The following is a 16,616-nucleotide window of genomic DNA, read 5'->3' on the forward strand; positions in this document are numbered from 1 at the left end:
GAATGTATGTCGAGATATTACTGCTTAGGCAGCTAATGTCAACGAAATAGTTAGCCAGCTTTGTATTTAGGTAGTTAGTAGTGGGAGGAAGTTGCGTCTGATCGACGACCGCAGCGCACCCGTTCGCGAGCAGGCTCGCTCCCACAGAGGGATCACACCAAACCTGTGGGAGCGAGCCTGCTCGCGAAAAGGGGCGACTCGGTGTTGGAAGAAGACGGGACCTAGAAATCCCGCTTGTAGAAGATATCGAGCGAACTCGCCACGCCGCCAGCCGCTTCGAGGTAGACCTTCTTGCTCAGCTTGTAACGCAAGGCAATCGTGTTGGCCGGCTCAAACACCCCGACGCCATAACGCAAGCTCAGCTTCTCGGAGAGATTGCCGCTGGCCACCACGCTGGTCGTATTGCCACTGCCCTGGGTGTCGAGCTGGAAGTCCTGAATACCCAGCTCCTTGGCCAACCCGCTGGTCACCCCGGAGCTGCCCATCAAGCCCAACCCGAGCGCTGCCTGGGCAAGCATGTTGTTGTCTTCACCGTTACTGGCCAGCGGACGCCCCAGCACCAGATAGGACAACGCCTGTTCCTGGCTCATGGCCGGCTCGGAGAAGATCTGCGTGGTCGGCTGATCGGCACTGCCGCTCAGGCGAATACCGGCGATCACGTCGTCGGTCTGGCGAATCGCTTCAATGTCCAGATACGGCTGGTCGATGGGACCGGCAAACAACAGCCGCGCCTTGCGCACGGTCAGCCGTTGGCCGTAGGCCCGATAGCGCCCGTCGTTGAGCCAGAGTTCGCCGCGGGTGTCCATGTTGTCGCCGATGTGCACATGGCCTTGCAGGTTGGCGGTCAGGCCAAACCCGGCAAAGCTCAGTTTGTCGTCGCCGACCACCACCTCGACGTCCATCTTCATCGCCATCGGCGGTTTGCCCTCTTCGGTCTGTTGGCCGACGATCACCGTGTCACCGGAGACCTTGACCGTCGATGGCGGCAACTCGCGCACTGTAATTTCTCCCTTGGGCACCAGGACTTTGCCAGCGATGGCCAGTTCGTCGCCCTTCATCGAAATCTTCAGGTCCGGCGCCACTTCGAGCTTGGCGTACGGCTCGACGGTGACAGGTAATTGCGAGCCTTTGAGTGTCAGGTCCACCGCCAACGCCTGCCCCCAGGCGATGTTGCCGATCAAACTCCCCTGCCCGGCCTTGCCGCTTTTCCAGCCGCCGTTCAATTGCACGGTTTCGCCCGCGATCACGGCTTGAAGCTGCAAGGCTTGGAGCTCGATTGGCAGTTCTGGCCCGGACACCTCACCGTCGCTGAGCAGCAGATTGCCGTTGACCTGAGGTGCCATCAGCCCGCCAGAGATCGTGCCGCTGCCATTCAAACGGCCCGTGAGTTTCTCGACCATCGGCACAAACGGCCGCGCCACCGACACATCCAGCCCACTGAGACGGAACGAGCCGGTCAGCGGTTTGTTCTTCGGCAGCGGATTGATCTGCGCCTGCACACTCAATTCTCCGAGCTTGCCGCCGACGAAGTCGAGGTCCGTGTCGATGCGTTTGGGCGTGAGTTTGCTGGTGAGCTTCAGCGTCTGGTACGGGAAGTCCAGCCACTGATCCTTTTCCTTCATGCGCAAGGTGCCGCCGCTGGCATCGATGCTGATCTGGCCGTTCGGACCGCTGGCGGGCAGGTCCAGTTGCACGTCGGCATTGAGATTGCCCTTCCAGGCGAAATCCTTCGGCAACCACTGGGCCAGGCTATCGATCGGGAATTGCTTGAGGTGATAACGCAGCTTCGGCTCTGGCATCAAACGCTGGTCTTCACCGCACAGGCTGGCCGGGCCGGACGTCCAGCAATGCGCGCCGAAGTTGATCTTGCCGTCGGCCAACCGCTCCAGTTTCGCCGGCCCTTGCAGCTTCCAGTCCTGACCACCGGCCTGGATATCGCCGCTGGCCAAGCGCCCACGCCAATTGCCTTTATCCAGACTGCCATCGAGGCCGAGCGCCAGTGTCAGTTTCGGCCCTTGCAGGTCGAGGTTGAGTTTCTGGCTTTTGATATCGCCCTGGCCGCTGGCCGTCAGTGCGCCCACCGAGGTGTCGCCAGCCTGAATGCCGCTGCCCTTGAGGTCTATTTTCGCCCGTTGCGCGCTGTCGAGGGTCGCGTCAAGGTTCAAGCTTTGCAGGCGATTGTCTTCGAACGCCAGTTGCGTGCCTTGCAAATCGAGCCTGCCTTGCGGCGCCTTGAGCGTGCCAGCGACATCAACGCGACCATTGAGTTGACCGCGCAGTTGCGGCCAAAGCTGAGCCAGGCGCGGCAGCTTGATATCGATCTGGCCGGCGAGTTTCTGTTGCAGGCTGCCCTTGCCGGTGATGCTGTTGTCACCCAGTCGAATCTGCAGCGCGTTGAGGTTCCATTGCTCGCCACCACCCTCGGCCTTCGCCTGAATCACCGCCGGTTGGCCACGCAGTTTGCCTTTCAAATCGAGATCGGCAGTCAGGCTGAGCTTTTCATTTTTCATCTCGCCATGGCTGCGCACCGGTCCGGCGAGCGTGCCCGGCAACTCGGCGACCCAATACGCCGGGTTGATCGCGGACACATCGAGCGCGGTGTCCCAGGCGATGCCATCAGCGAATTGCAGGTTCAGATGCCCTTCGGCCTTGCCCTGCCCGGCTCCGAGCTGGATTTGTTGCAGGTAGATTTTCGTCAGGTCGCCGCTGAACGGGCTGCTCAGGCTGAACGCCCCGGCCGGGCCATCGAGTGCAGCGTTGAAGCTACCGAGGTATTTTCCGTCGGTGTAGGAGATGTCGCCATTTAAGCTGCGCAGCGCTACTTCCGGTTCGTTGATCAGCGGATAGAGGCGGTGCCACGGGAAGTCCAGCCAGTCGATTTTTACGTCGGCGCTCAGGCCTTTGCTCCAGTCGATTTGGCCGCTGAGCTTGAGGCTTTGTTTGTCGCTGGCGGTCAGGTCGAGGCCGGCGATCTGTGCGCCCTTGGCGTCGACCTTGCCTTGCAGTATCAGGGCGATAGGGCCTTGTTCCGCGGGCAATGTGGCGTTACCGAGGAGCTGGTAACCGTTTTTCAGGTCGCCGTCACCGGTGAGCTCAAGCTGATTGAGTTGCAGGGTGTCCGGTAAATCGGCGCTGGGCTTGAAGCCGTCGGCAGTGATCCGCACCTTGGCGGGCAGGTTGTCCACCAGCGGTTGCAGCTCGCCAGTCAGTTGGCCGTTCAAGTAACCGCTGCTGTCGGCTTTCAGGTGCAGGGTTTTCAGCAAGTCGCCGTCTACCTTCAGGGCCAACGCCCAAGGCTCAGCGCCCGGGGCCGGCAGGGTCAGTGTGCCTTGGACGTTGAGCGGCCAGTTGCCGTTGGGTTGCAGCAGGCCGGAGAGGTTCAGATTCAGCTCGTCACGTTGCAACTGCACGGCGTCGATCTGCACACCGTGTTCGGTCCAGTGCGCCGCCAGTTGCAAGCCTTTGAGTTCTTCGCTGCCGTTGAACAGCAAGCGGCCCACCTTGACCTCACCCAGCTCAATCGCCAAGGGCAATTTCAGGTTCGGAAGCGTCATCGGCGCAGTGCTTTTTTCTTCCGTGCCCGGCGCAAATTGCAGGCTGACCTGATCCGCCTGCAATTGCTCGATGCACAGGGTCCTGCGCGTCAGGCACAGCGGCGACCAGGCGAAAATCACGGTGCTCAGTTCAACCCGGCTACCGTCCTGCTGCCACAACAGATGGTCGGCGCTCCACTGCCCGCCTAACCGGCCCTGGAAATTCTCCACGGTCAAACCCGGCACGAAGCCCAGCGCCCAACGACTGCCCGCCGCTGTCCCCAAGACCGTGGACACGGCCAGGACGACCAGCATCAGCAGCGCCGGAATCGCCAGCAGCGCTATTTTCAAACCACGATTCAAAGCTCAGGCCCCATGGAAAAGTGCAGTCGGATGCCGCCGTCATCGTCCAACGCATGGGCCAGGTCGAGGCGTAGTGGCCCCACCGGGGACACCCAGCGCACGCCAATGCCGACGCCGGTCTTGAGGTTCGGCATTTCGAGTTTATTGAACGCGTTGCCCTGGTCGATGAAGGTCGCGACCCGCCATTTTTCGGCAATGGAATACTGGTACTCGACACTGCCGGTGACCATGTAGCGGCCCCCGATGCGATCGCCCTCAGAGTTTTCCGGGGACAGGCTCTGATAGTCATAACCGCGCACGCTCTGATCGCCACCGGCGAAAAAGCGCAGCGACGGCGGCACCGATGTGTAGCCGTTGGTGGCGCTGCCGCCAACCTGCACCCGAGCGAGGAAACGGTGTTTATCGAAGACCGTGGTCAAGCCTTTGACCAATGCAGTGCCGTACACCAGGTTGTTGTCCGAGCCCAGCCCTTCCTTGGCCACTTTGGTCGCAAATTCGAGGCGATAACCGTTATGGGGGTCGATGCGGTTGTCGCTTTTCAGGTAGGAATAGCTGACGCCAGGCATCAGCAAATTACTCAGGCCAGAATCATCGCCAAGGCGATATTCCTCGCGCTGCCATTTAAGCGACACCACCCGTTGCCAGCCGCTGGGCAACTTGCTGTGCCACTCGGGACCGAGGGTCAGCAGCTTGCTCAGGCTGTCCTTGTCGGCGATTTCCTCGTACTGATAGCCACCGGCGTAACGCAGCTTGTCGGTCAGGGGCGGATCCAGGGGAATGTCGTAGAAAACGCCGATGTTTTGCCGTGGCGCCGAGACTTCAGTCTCCAAGCCATAGCTATCACCTTGAGGGTTGACCCAGTGCCGGGTCCAGTTGGCCTTGATCCGGGGACCGACGTCAGTCGAATACCCCAGGCCGAGCCCCATGGTCCGCGGCTTGCGGGTTTCGAGCTTGACGTCCACCGGGATCACATCGTCCTTCGACGCGGTGGGTGCAGCGTCCACTCGCACGCCCTCGAAATAGCCGCTCGATTGCAGCGCCTGATTGAGCTCAGCGATCAATTCGGAGTCATAAGGCGCGCCCGCCTTGAACGGCACCATGCGCTGCAGCAAGTCTTCGTCGAAGGGCGTATCGCCTTCAAACTTGACCTTGCCGAGAGAATAACGCGGACCACTGTCGTAGATCAGCTCGATATCGGCGACGCCGGCTCGCGGGTCGACCGACAACTTTTGACTGGTAAAACGCCCACTGAAAAAGCCATAGCGCGACGCCTGATTCTGGATCAGCCGCTTGGCGTCTTCGTACTGGCCATGGTTAAGCACCGCACCGGTTTTCAGTGCATCGCTGTGGGGCACACGAAAGGATTTGAGGGAAGCGGCCGGCCCGTCGATGCGCACGGTGACGTTGCGCAAATGGATCGGTTCACCTGGGTCGATGGTGAGCACCAGGCGCGGCGTCTTGCCGCCCTTCACGTCTGTCTCGATCTGCGGCTGGTAATAACCCAAGGCCTGGGCGGCCTTGCGTGCCTGTTCTTCGGCGCCACGACTGAAGCGCAACAAGGCTTTTTCGTCACGATCGCCGAGGCTGCCGATATAGCCCTCTATATTGGCTTTCAGTTCATCGTTGGACGGTTTGACCCGCACATCCAATTCACTTTGGGCCAGCGCTGCGCAGCTGAAAATCAGCATCAGCACGCCGCTGGTATTTCTTCCTGGAAACTTCATAGGCGCGGATGCTATCACGAGCTTGGGAGCGTGATAGAGCCTGGCGTGCGCGGAAAGTTCGACCTCTACGCCGTTGCGGTTTGCAGCACCTGAGGATTGGCATGGAAAAACACATGCTCGCGTATCGGTCCTATGGCGACCTCACCGATTTCCTCATAGCCCTGACGCTTATAGAACTCCAGATAACGCGGATTCCCGGTGTCGAGGATCACGCCCTGAGAGTGTTCATCCACCGCACACCAGTTATGGACCGCTTGCAGCAGTTGCTCGCCGAAGTGCTTGCCCTGGAATTGCGGATGAATCCCCAGCAATGGCAGCACATGCACCGCATCGGACGGCACGCAGGCCGCCACAGCATCGTGATACTCGAGGTAGCGTCGGGTGCAGCGAAAACCGGTACTCAGTACCATGCGCAGACGCCAGGCCCAACTTTCGGTGATGCCCAACCGACGTTGCGGCGGTGCGATCAGCGCGATACCGATCAACCGATCGTTGACCAGCAGTCCGATGGCCGGCAGGTCCTGAAGAAAGTGTTGTTTGACCAGCTCACGCACGGTAGCGCGAACCCGCTGTTCATAACCGGGGCGTTCGGCTTCGAACAAGTAACCGAACGTCGGTTCGTGCCGGTAGGCCTGATACAGCAGGGACCGAGCTTCGCGGGAATAGCCGCTGTCGAGCATGTGAATATCGGCGATGACGGTCGAGGTTTCAGGCATTACGGAAGATCTCCCCTGGACGAGGCTCAAAAAGGCCCCGTTCTTATTGGTACGAGCCTATAAGCGACGACACAGTTCCTTACTGATCGAAATCAGTGGCGGTAGTGATGCCGCCATCGCGAGCAGGCTCGCTCCCACAAAGGTATAGACCAGACTGATCCCCTGTGGGAGCGAGCCTGCTCCGGGCGGCGATCCGACGAAGAGGCCCGGCCTGACGATAAAACGCTTACTGACAAACACGAATCCCCTCTCCCCGCACTGGCCCCGATCCTACAGGTCAGCTAGCATCGCCCTTTTGCCAGGACTGCCGACCATGAAGATCGTATCCTTCAACATCAACGGGCTGCGCGCTCGCCCCCATCAGCTGGCGGCGCTGATCGAAAAGCATCAACCCGACGTGATCGGCCTGCAGGAAACCAAGGTCCACGACGACCAATTTCCATTGGCCGAGGTTCAGGCACTGGGCTATCACGTGTATTTCCATGGGCAAAAAGGTCATTACGGCGTCGCACTGCTCTCGCGCCAGGAGCCGATTGACCTGCACAAAGGTTTTGTCACAGATGAAGAAGACGCCCAGCGGCGCTTTATCTGGGGCACTTTCGCTGACGCCAATGGTGTGCCGGTGACCATCATGAACGGCTATTTCCCACAAGGTGAAAGCCGCGACCACCCCACCAAATTCCCGGCCAAGGAACGTTTCTACAACGATCTGCAGCACTTGCTGGAAAGCCAGTTCAGCAACGATCAGCCGTTGGTGGTGATGGGGGATGTGAATATTTCCCCGGAAGACTGTGACATCGGCATCGGCCCGGACAACATGAAGCGCTGGCTGAAAACCGGCAAATGCAGCTTCCTGCCGGAGGAACGCGAGTGGATGGCTCGTTTGAAGAATTGGGGCCTGGTGGACAGCTTCCGTCACTTGAACCCGGAGGTGGCCGACCGTTTCAGCTGGTTCGATTACCGTAGCCGTGGGTTTGAGGATGAACCCAAGCGTGGGCTGCGAATCGACGTGATCATGGCGTCCCATGGCCTGCTGCCGCGGGTGAAGGATGCGGGCGTGGATTACGAACTGCGCGGGATGGAGAAACCCTCGGATCATGCGCCGATCTGGCTTGAGCTGAGCTGATTCCTGTAGGAGCGAGCTCGCTCGCGAAGGTGTGTCAGCTACCTGGGTGTCGACTGACACACCATCGTCGGAACGCCGCCCGGAGCAAGCTCGCTCCTACAGTGTTGGTAACTGTCATCTTTCGGAAACCTTACTGACTTATTCTCCCGGCACTTCCTTTGGCTTATAAGGTGCCGGCATGACGCTGCGTGTGTTATTCCTGTTGATGCTGGGCGCCTGGCTGCCAATGACCGCTACTGCCGGCGTTTTACCGACGCCCGACCAGGGCCCGGTGCTGCGAATCCAGGGTTCCAACACCATCGGCGCGGCGTTGGGTCCGGCACTGGTCGAGGGCTTATTGCGTGAACAGGGCCTGCTCAAGGTTCACAGCGAAACGCCGGAGACCGCCAACGAACTGCGCGTCGTCGGTGAAACGGTTCAGGGGCGGCGCGTCGTGGTGGACATTGCGGCTCACGGTTCCAGCACCGGATTCACGGCACTGAAAACCGGCACGGCCGATCTTGCCGCGTCGTCGCGTCCGATCAAGGACCGCGAACGGGTGGACCTCAAGCCCTTGGGCGATCTGAAGAGTTCCGCTGCCGAGCAGGTCATCGCCATTGATGGGCTGGCGATCATCCTTCATCCACAAAACCCACTCAATCAACTCACTACTGAGCAACTGGCGCAAATATTCAGTGGCGAGGCCAAGACCTGGGAAGCACTCGGCGGCACCGGTGGGCCAATTCACCTGTATGCGCGGGATGACCAATCCGGTACCTACGACACGTTTAAAGAATTGGTCCTCAACGGTCATGGGAAAACCCTGAGTGGCGCCGCGAAACGCTTCGAATCCAGCGAGCAATTGTCCGACGCGGTCAGTCTCGACCCACACGGTATCGGCTTCATCGGCCTGCCTTACGTGCGGGAGGCCAAAGCCGTCGCGATTGTCGATGGTCAATCCCAGGCCATGTTGCCGCTCAACAGCCTGATCGCCACGGAGGACTATCCGTTGTCGCGCCGGCTATTCTTTTACCTGCCGCCTAACGGGAAAAATCCCTGGGCCCAAGCGCTGGTGGCATTTGCCCAGAGCAGCAAGGGTCAGGCCATCGTCGCCGCCAATGGTTTTATCGCACAGACCGTCCAGGCCATGACCGTCACGCCGAATGCGTTGATGCCCGAAGGCTATCAGGCGCTCGGTCGCCATGCCCAACGGCTGTCGGTGAATTTCCGGTTCGAGGAAGGCAGCGCGACCCTGGACAACAAGGCCCGGCAGGACCTGTCACGGGTACTGGACTATATAAAGCAGCGCGACAAAACCAATCGGCAGGTGACGCTGGTGGGGTTTGGCGATGCCAAGAGTGACCCGGCACGCGCTGATCTGTTGTCAAAATTGCGGGCGATGGCGGTACGGCGGGAACTGGTGAAAAGCGGTGTGGTGTTTCGCGAAATTCGCGGCTTTGGCGCCGAGATGCCGGTGGCCGCCAACAGCGCGGATGAGGGGCGGATCAAGAATCGGCGGGTTGAGGTATGGGTTTACTGACGGCTTGACGGCTTGTAGCAGCTGTCGAGCTTGCGAGGCTGCGTTCGGCGGCGAAGCCGTCGTAAACCCTACACACGCGATTTACCTGAAAGACCACATCGCCCGATTTCACGACGGCTTCGCCGCCGAACGCAGCCTCGCAAGCTCGACAGCTGCTACTCGGGACGAATCAGCCGAGCAGTTTTTCCAGTTGCGCCGTGGTGTCCACCGCGCCCATGGTCTTGGCGGCATCCAGTGCCGAGATGCCATTGGCATCCTTGGCTTTCGGATCGGCGCCCTTGCTGATCAGGTAGTCGACGATTTCGACGCGGTTGAACATCGCCGCCATCATCAGCGCAGTGCGGCCGTCAAAGGACGAACCTTCCACTTGCGCACCACCTTCAACCAATGCGGTGACGACTGCCAGGTCGCCCTTGAACGCCGCGCCGGCAATCGGGCTCTGACCGTTGTCGTTGCGGATTTCCGGGTCAGCCTTGTGCTCCAGCAGGACTTTCACGGTGTCCACATGACCGTGGTAGGCGGCCAGCATCAGCAGCGTGTCGCCCTTGTGGTTGCGCAGGTTAGGCGGCAAGCCCTTGGTCAGCAGCGCAGCCATCATGGCCGCATCGCCCTCGCGCGCCTTGTTGAATACCTGTTCGGCAAATTCAGCGGCTTCTTCGGGGGTCATCTGGCGGCTTTGGTCTGACATTGAAGCACTCCACGTTCAGTTATTCGCAAAGCCGACAGTTTCCCGAGCAGCCCCGAGACTGTCACTTCTTTTTTCTCATGCACGACCATAGCCACATTCAATAGCGGTACTGGCCGCCCTGAATCTGTGCCAGCAGCTGTTCGGTGACTCGCACGTAAGTGTCGGTGCCCGGCAGCCAGGCGTAGATCGGATCATCACCGGTTTTGCCGGGATCGAAGGCTTCATTCTTGAGCCGGGTTTTCTGGTATTTAAACGTCCCGGTGGTCTCCATTTTCACTTTCACCCGCAGGAACAGTGGCACCGCATAGGCAGGCAATTGCTGGCGGGCAAAAGCCAGCAGCTCGCTGAAATCCAGGGTCGCCAAGGATTCGGCCGGCGTGATCGCCGCCATCCCGGCACGCCCGTTGGTGTTCTGAATCTCGACGCCGTAGGCCACGGCTTCGGAAATAGTCGGGTATTTAAGGAGGGTGTTCTCGACCTCGGTGGTCGAGACGTTTTCGCCCTTCCAGCGGTAGGTGTCACCCAAACGATCGACGAACCGGGCATGACCAAAACCGATGTTGCGCAGCAAATCACCGGTATTGAAGTACCGATCGCCCTTCACGAAGACGTCGTGGAGCACCACGGCTTCAGTCTTCTGCGGATCGGTGTAACCGTCGAGTGGCGCCTTGTCGTCGATTTTCGCCAGCAACAGCCCCCGCTCACCCTTGGCAACTTTGCGCATGAAACCTGTTGCGTCACGCGTCGGCGCACCGCTGTCGTGGTCGTACGCCGCCAGCTCCCAGGACATCAGCGAAAAACCGACGGTGTTGTCGAAGTTGAGAATGTTGCTGAAGCCAATATTGCCGTCGCTGGCGGCGTACAGCTCGCAGATGTGATTCACGCCAAAACGTCTCTTGAACTCGCCCCACGCGCCCGGGCGCAAGCCGTTGCCGATCATCTTCTTCACGCCGTGTTGCCTGTCGTTGGTGCCGGACGGTTGATCCACCAGGTAGCGGCACAATTCGCCGACGTAGCCAATGGTGGTCGCGCGGTAATGGCGCACGTCGCTCCAGAATTGACTGGCGCTGAACTTGCGGCGAATGGCAAACCCGCAGGCGCCGCTGATGGCCGACCCCCAGCACACGCATAGTCCGGTGGCGTGATAGAGCGGCAACGTGCAATAGATGACATCCGTCGGGCGCATATCCAGCGCGATCATCCCGAAACTCACGTAACTGCGCATCCAGCGACCGTGTTTGAACACACCGGCCTTGGGCAAACCGGTGGTACCCGAGGTGTAGAGATAGAAACAAGGGTCGTCGAAGAACACCTGCCGGCTGCTGGCGGGGTTATCATCGCAACCGTCGGCGCAGGCGGTCATCAGGTTGATGAAACCGTCGGGCGCAATGCCCGGATGGTTGTAGGTATTTTGATCGGCAACAAACCAGGTGCGCGTCGCCTCGATTGCCACCCGCTCGCGGATGGCTGAATACGCCGGGACCAGCTCTTCGCCCACAACAATCGCCGCTGGCACCACCAGGTTCAGGCTATGTGCCAGGGTATCGCGCGCCTGCGCAGTGTTGAGCAAGGCGCTGATTGCACCGACCTTGGCCACCGCCAGAATCGTTACCAACAGTTCCGGGCGGTTCTCGATGAAGACCGCCACCACGTCGCCCTTGCCAATGCCTTGGGCAATCAGGTGATGGGCCATGCGATTGGCCCACTGGTTAACCTGTGAATACGTGAGCACCACCTCCCCCTGCATCAAGGCCGGGCCATCGGGATTGCGCAAGGTCGCCTGCTCGAAGCTCCAGCCGAGACCACACGTTTGGATCGGGTCCTTGACGTTGGCGACTTTCATGCCCTTCACCAATCGGGGTATGGCGTTGGCAATGGAAGGCAGCTTGCGGAGCATCATGCCCCAGGTAATCGTGTCGCTCATTGATGTTCCCGTTGAATATTCTTATTGTCGGGCGGCGTTGATTGACCCCGAAAATACGTCAGCGGTTCTTGAGCTGTACACGCGGTTTTTGAAATGTTTTGTATCCGCGACCGATGCGCTGGACAGGGGGAGCATTGGCCGGGCAATTGGTTCAATCCAATTGCCGCCGACCTCGCAAAATGCAGGATGCACGATGGCCATTCATGCAGATTGCACGAAGGCGAAAAACGACATAAATATTAACTTATTGATTTATAACGACTTTATTATTTTTAAATGCTGGCACAAAGGCTGCAATTACCTCTCCATGCTTGCCATTCAAGCGCTAACGGAGCTGATAGACATGAGCCTGATCCAGGAAAAATTTTCTTCTTTGTTCTCTAACTTCGACGTGACCATCCAGGCACGACCTGACGGTGGCATCTTGCTGACCTTGAGTAACGCCGATGGCAAAGTGTTCAAACGCTCGATTTCCTACCAGCAATTACATGCCGGTGACCAGCTGTCGTGGGTGATCAGCGCCATTCGTCGCGACATTGCCGAACATGCCAGTGAGCTGCCACAGATCTGCATGCTGCAAAGTCAGCAACGGTTTGCCCTGCCGTCGTATCACTCGGCGTAAAACACTTGTGGGAGCGAGCCTGCTCGCGATGGTGTGTCAGCTACGTATCCATCGACTGACACTCCATCGCGAGCAGGCTCGCTCCCACAGGGTTTGTGCTTCGACGGTTAAAATGTGGTGGGACTGATCCGGGCAAAACTGTCCACGGTGACATGCCCCGCCAGTTCACCGCCCTCCCGGGCCAGCCCGCACGTCGCCATCCCGGCCACGCGCGCCGCGTCCAGCTCCTCGACGATGTCAGACAGAAATAGAATCTGCGATGCCTCAAGGCCAATGGCCTGAGTGATGCGCGTGTAAGACTGCGCTTCACGCTTGGGCCCGGACGTGGTGTCGAAATAGCCGCTGAACAGAGGCGACAAGTCACCGGCCTCCGAGCAGCCGAAAATCAGCCGTTGGGCCTGAATCGAACCCGAGGAATAAACAAACAGCGTGTAGCCTTCCTGGTGCCAGCGCTTCAGCGCTTCAACGGCATCCGGATAAACATGACCTTTCAACTGGCCGGCCTGATAACCCTGCTCCCAGACCATGCCCTGCAACGCCTTGAGCGGCGTGGCTTTACGGTCTTCGGCAATCCAGCTCAACAAGACTTCGATGACACGTTCAACGTCGGCGTCCGGTTCGTTATTGTCCCGGCGTACGGCGGCCAGTTGCTCGGCCACATCAGCGCGCGCGGCGTGCTGTCGAACGAACGCTGGAAGATGCTTGGCGGCGTAGGGAAACAGCACGTCGAACACAAAACTCACCGCGCTGGTGGTGCCTTCAATGTCGGTGAGAATCGCTTTGATCGGCATCGGCTCAGTCCTCAAGACGCGGGAATTGGCTAGCGATGTCTTCGCCGGTGAAATTGGCCACCCAGCCTTCCGCGTTGTTGAACAGGCGAATCGCGACGAAATGCGGATGCTCGCCCATGTCGAACCAGTGTTTGGTGCCGGCCGGGACCGAGATCAGGTCGTTCTTTTCACAGAGCACGGCGTAGACGTAATCGTCGATGTGCAGGGTGAACAAGCCACGACCCGCAACGAAAAACCGTACTTCGTCTTCGCCATGGCGATGTTCATCGAGGAACTTGGCGCGCAGCTCGGCTTTTTGCGGGTGATCGCTGTTCAGGCTGATGACATCCACGGTGATGTAACCGCGCTCGGTCATCAGTTGGTCGATCTGCTCCTGGTAGGCGCTGATCACTTCTTCCTGGCTGGCGCCCGGCTGAATCTTCGCGGCGGCTTGCCAGCGGTCGAAGCGCACACCCTGCTCGGCCAGGGTCGAGGCGATATCCTCGAAATGGGTCAGCACCTTGTTCGGAATGTCAGGGCTTGAGACATGGTAAACGGACAGGCTGCTCATCAGGGCAACTCCTTAGCGGTTCATGCTTTACAGTTCAAGAGCGAGCGCGTCTTCAACTCGCACTCGAACAAAAATTCAAAGGCCTCGATCTGCCGCAAGGCATCGCTCATGCGCGCGCCCCAGGTATAGAGGCCGTGGCCACGAATCAGGTAGCCAACGCAATCGTGGTGGATGTCCAGCCAAGGCTGCACCTTGGCGGCGAGGCGCGCAATGTTCTGGTCGTTGTCGAAAATCGGCACGCGCACCCGGGATTCGTGGGTCGAGATGCCGCTGAAGGCTTTTTGCAGTTCATAGTCTTCGAAATCGATGAAGTCTTGTGGCGTCAGGCGCGACAACACCGTGGCGTTCACCGAATGGGTATGCAGCACCGCGCCGATCTCCGGCCGCCAGCGGTAGAGCTGGGTGTGCAGCAGGGTTTCGGCTGACGGCTTTTTGCCTGGTTCCAGGCTGTTACCCGACAGGTCGGTGGCCAGCACATCGTCGATGCGCAACTCGCCTTTATGCTTGCCGGAAACCGTCAGCAAGGCTTTGCTCGGCGACAGGCGCGCTGAATAGTTGCTACTGGTGGCCGGCGACCAGCCGCGGCCATACAGAAAACGCCCGGCATCGATGATTTCCTGGGCGAGGTGTTCACGGGTAAGGCTCATGGCCTGTCCTCTTGCAGTCGTGTTGCAATGATAACGGCAGCCGCCAGGGCTGCGAGGCTGGCAATACTAAAGGTCAACGTGGGCCCGAGGGCGTTCCAGCTGTAGCCTGAATATAACGCGCCGAGTGCGCCGCCAGCGCCGGCGAGTGCAGCGTATAACGCCTGGCCTTGCCCTTGCTGGCGTGCGCCGAAGCTACGTTGCACGAACTGGATGGCAGCGGCGTGAAAACTGCCGAAGGTAGCTGCGTGCAGCACCTGGGCGAACAGCAGCACCCACAAGAATTCGGCGAACGAACCGAGCAACAGCCAACGCAGCGCTGCCAGCAGGAAACTCGCCAGCAGCACCCGGCGCACGGAGACGCGCGGGAGGATCCTGCTCATCGCCAGAAACATCAGGACTTCGGCCACCACACCGACCGCCCAGAGCATGCCGATCAACCCACGGCTATAACCCAATCGCTCAAGGTGCAGCGTCAGAAAGGTGTAATACGGTCCGTGACTCATCTGCATCAGCGCCACGCAACCATAGAACGCCAGGACGCCGGGGCTGCGCAATTGCTTGAAAAACCCCTCCCCCATTATGCGATTGCCTTGGGCCGGCTGAGCATTGGGCACCCACAGGCTGCTGACCACAATACCGGCCATGATCAGCACCAGCGCCACCGGGTAGACATCAAGGCTGAGCCATTCGAATAACCGACCCAGCGCGACCACGGTGATGATGAAACCGATGGAGCCCCACAAGCGAATCTGACTGTAGCGCTGCGTCTGGCCGTTCAAATGCGCCAACGTGATGACTTCGAACTGCGGCAACACGGCGTGCCAGAAAAAAGCGTGCAAGGCCATGACCATCGCCAGCCAGGCGTAGGTTTTGCTGACGAAAATCAGCGAGAACGTCAGCAAGGTGCACACGGCGCCGAACCGTACGATGGCCAGCCGCCGGCCGGTGTAGTCGCCGAGCCAGCCCCAGATGTTCGGCGCGACGCAGCGCATCAGCATCGGGATCGCCACCAGCTCGCCGATCCGCGCACTGGAAAAGCCCAGGTGATCGAAGTACAGCGCCAGAAACGGCGCTGTCGAACCGAGCAAGGCGAAATAGAACAGATAGAAACTGGAGAGCCGCCAGTACGGGAGCGCCGCCATCGTCGTCAGACCGCAGCGGCTGTGAGGCTCTGTACGAAAACTGCCTGCGCGACGATCATGCTGCGTTAAAAACAGGCTCGCAAGGCTCATGTAGATTCCTACACTCCGCTTGCTCGCCTGTTTTTGCCTTGCCTGATCGCCGCTCGGCGAGTTTTCGTACACACCCTACATCAGCCATTAAAGCTGACCCAGCACCGGGGTGCTGACCCGCACATCGGCGTTCTGCCCGCGATGACGCAGCAAGTGATCCATCAACACGATGGCCATCATCGCTTCGGCAATCGGCGTGGCGCGGATGCCGACGCACGGGTCATGACGCCCCTTGGTAACGACCTCCACCGGGTTGCCATGGATGTCGATGGAACGGCCCGGCGTGGTAATGCTCGATGTCGGCTTCAGCGCCAGATGCGCAACAATCGGTTGGCCGGAGGAAATTCCGCCCAAAATGCCACCAGCGTTGTTGCTGAGGAAACCTTCCGGGGTCATTTCATCACGGTGTTCGGTGCCGCGCTGGGCAACGCTGGCGAAACCGGCGCCGATTTCTACGCCCTTGACCGCGTTGATGCTCATCAGCGCATGGGCCAGCTCAGCGTCGAGACGGTCGAAGATCGGCTCGCCAAGGCCAGGCATCACGCCTTCAGCCACTACGGTGATTTTCGCACCGACCGAATCCTGGTCGCGGCGCAGCTGGTCCATATAGGCTTCCAGCTCTGGCACCTTGTCCGGATCAGGGCTGAAGAACGCGTTCTCTTCCACCGAATCCCAGGTTTTGAACGGGATTTCGATCGGGCCGAGCTGGCTCATGTAGCCACGGATGACAATGCCCTGGGTGGCCAGGTATTTCTTCGCAATCGCCCCGGCCGCCACGCGCATGGCGGTTTCCCGGGCCGAACTGCGACCGCCACCGCGGTAATCGCGTTCGCCGTACTTGTGGTGGTAGGTGTAATCGGCGTGGGCCGGGCGGAACAGATCCTTGATCGCCGAGTAGTCCTTGGACTTCTGGTCAGTGTTGCGGATCAGCAGGCCAATGGAGCAACCGGTGGTGCGACCTTCAAACACGCCGGAGAGGATTTCGACTTCGTCGGCCTCCTGACGCTGGGTGGTGTGGCGACTGGTGCCGGGCTTGCGCCGATCCAGGTCGCGCTGCAGATCTTCCAGAGAGATCTCCAGGCCCGGCGGGCAGCCATCGACAATGGCGACCAACGCCGGACCATGGCTTTCGCCCGCGGTGGTGACAGTGAACAGCTTGCCGTAGGTATTGCCGGACATGC

13 protein-coding genes are annotated in these 16,616 nt (G+C 59.8%); 3 read left to right on the forward strand and 10 right to left on the reverse strand.

Annotated elements, in window-relative coordinates:
- Nucleotides 1–221 precede the first annotated feature (221 nt).
- The 3 genes from AC1MDT_RS11635 to AC1MDT_RS11645 form a co-directional block, all read right to left on the reverse strand.
- Nucleotides 222–3,896, reverse strand: a complete 3,675-nt coding sequence (locus AC1MDT_RS11635; protein ID WP_480422152.1) for a translocation/assembly module TamB domain-containing protein — start codon at nt 3,894–3,896, stop codon at nt 222–224.
- A complete protein-coding gene (locus tag AC1MDT_RS11640) occupies nt 3,893–5,620 on the reverse strand; it encodes an autotransporter assembly complex protein TamA (protein ID WP_480422153.1) in 1,728 nt (575 codons plus the stop codon). The genes AC1MDT_RS11635 and AC1MDT_RS11640 overlap by 4 nt, the downstream gene beginning before the upstream one ends.
- A 65-nt stretch (nt 5,621–5,685) precedes the next feature.
- Nucleotides 5,686–6,336: a GNAT family N-acetyltransferase gene (locus AC1MDT_RS11645; protein ID WP_480422154.1), complete on the reverse strand. Its 651-nt coding sequence runs from the start codon at nt 6,334–6,336 to the stop codon at nt 5,686–5,688.
- A gap of 313 nt (nt 6,337–6,649) precedes the next feature.
- On the opposite strand from AC1MDT_RS11645, the gene xthA reads away from it, so the two are divergent.
- Nucleotides 6,650–7,462 (forward strand): exodeoxyribonuclease III, encoded by an 813-nt coding sequence (gene xthA, locus AC1MDT_RS11650; protein ID WP_480422155.1) that lies wholly within the window; start codon nt 6,650–6,652, stop codon nt 7,460–7,462.
- 178 nt (nt 7,463–7,640) lie between these two features.
- Nucleotides 7,641–8,981 carry a substrate-binding domain-containing protein gene (locus AC1MDT_RS11655; RefSeq protein ID WP_480422156.1) on the forward strand — a complete coding sequence of 447 codons (1,341 nt, stop codon included), beginning with the start codon at nt 7,641–7,643 and terminating at the stop codon, nt 8,979–8,981.
- A 169-nt stretch (nt 8,982–9,150) separates the two neighbouring features.
- Here AC1MDT_RS11655 and AC1MDT_RS11660 read toward each other — a convergent pair whose 3' ends face one another.
- Nucleotides 9,151–9,669 (reverse strand): ankyrin repeat domain-containing protein, encoded by a 519-nt coding sequence (locus AC1MDT_RS11660; protein ID WP_480422157.1) that lies wholly within the window; start codon nt 9,667–9,669, stop codon nt 9,151–9,153.
- A 97-nt stretch (nt 9,670–9,766) separates the two neighbouring features.
- Nucleotides 9,767–11,593: a long-chain-acyl-CoA synthetase gene (locus tag AC1MDT_RS11665; RefSeq protein ID WP_480422158.1), complete on the reverse strand. Its 1,827-nt coding sequence runs from the start codon at nt 11,591–11,593 to the stop codon at nt 9,767–9,769.
- A 343-nt stretch (nt 11,594–11,936) separates the two neighbouring features.
- Here AC1MDT_RS11665 and AC1MDT_RS11670 point away from each other — a divergent pair, with 343 nt between their 5' ends.
- Nucleotides 11,937–12,215, forward strand: coding sequence for a DUF3509 domain-containing protein (locus AC1MDT_RS11670; protein WP_480422765.1), 279 nt, complete (start codon nt 11,937–11,939; stop codon nt 12,213–12,215).
- 107 nt (nt 12,216–12,322) lie between these two features.
- On the opposite strand, the gene mtnC is transcribed toward AC1MDT_RS11670, so the two are convergent.
- From mtnC to aroC, 5 genes are all read right to left on the reverse strand, one after another.
- Nucleotides 12,323–13,006 (reverse strand): acireductone synthase, encoded by a 684-nt coding sequence (mtnC, locus tag AC1MDT_RS11675; RefSeq protein ID WP_480422159.1) that lies wholly within the window; start codon nt 13,004–13,006, stop codon nt 12,323–12,325.
- 4 nt (nt 13,007–13,010) lie between these two features.
- Nucleotides 13,011–13,556 carry a 1,2-dihydroxy-3-keto-5-methylthiopentene dioxygenase gene (locus AC1MDT_RS11680; RefSeq protein ID WP_480422160.1) on the reverse strand — a complete coding sequence of 182 codons (546 nt, stop codon included), beginning with the start codon at nt 13,554–13,556 and terminating at the stop codon, nt 13,011–13,013.
- Between the two features lie 20 nt (nt 13,557–13,576).
- Nucleotides 13,577–14,203 (reverse strand): methylthioribulose 1-phosphate dehydratase, encoded by a 627-nt coding sequence (locus tag AC1MDT_RS11685; protein WP_480422161.1) that lies wholly within the window; start codon nt 14,201–14,203, stop codon nt 13,577–13,579.
- A complete protein-coding gene (locus AC1MDT_RS11690; RefSeq protein WP_480422767.1) occupies nt 14,200–15,345 on the reverse strand; it encodes an MFS transporter in 1,146 nt (381 codons plus the stop codon). The genes AC1MDT_RS11685 and AC1MDT_RS11690 overlap by 4 nt, the downstream gene beginning before the upstream one ends.
- 177 nt (nt 15,346–15,522) lie before the next feature.
- Complete coding sequence (gene aroC, locus AC1MDT_RS11695) at nt 15,523–16,614, reverse strand: chorismate synthase (RefSeq protein ID WP_131062445.1); 1,092 nt, start codon at nt 16,612–16,614, stop codon at nt 15,523–15,525.
- Nucleotides 16,615–16,616: the final 2 nt, after the last annotated feature.

The sequence above is a fragment of the Pseudomonas sp. ASL7 genome, from assembly GCF_056680375.1.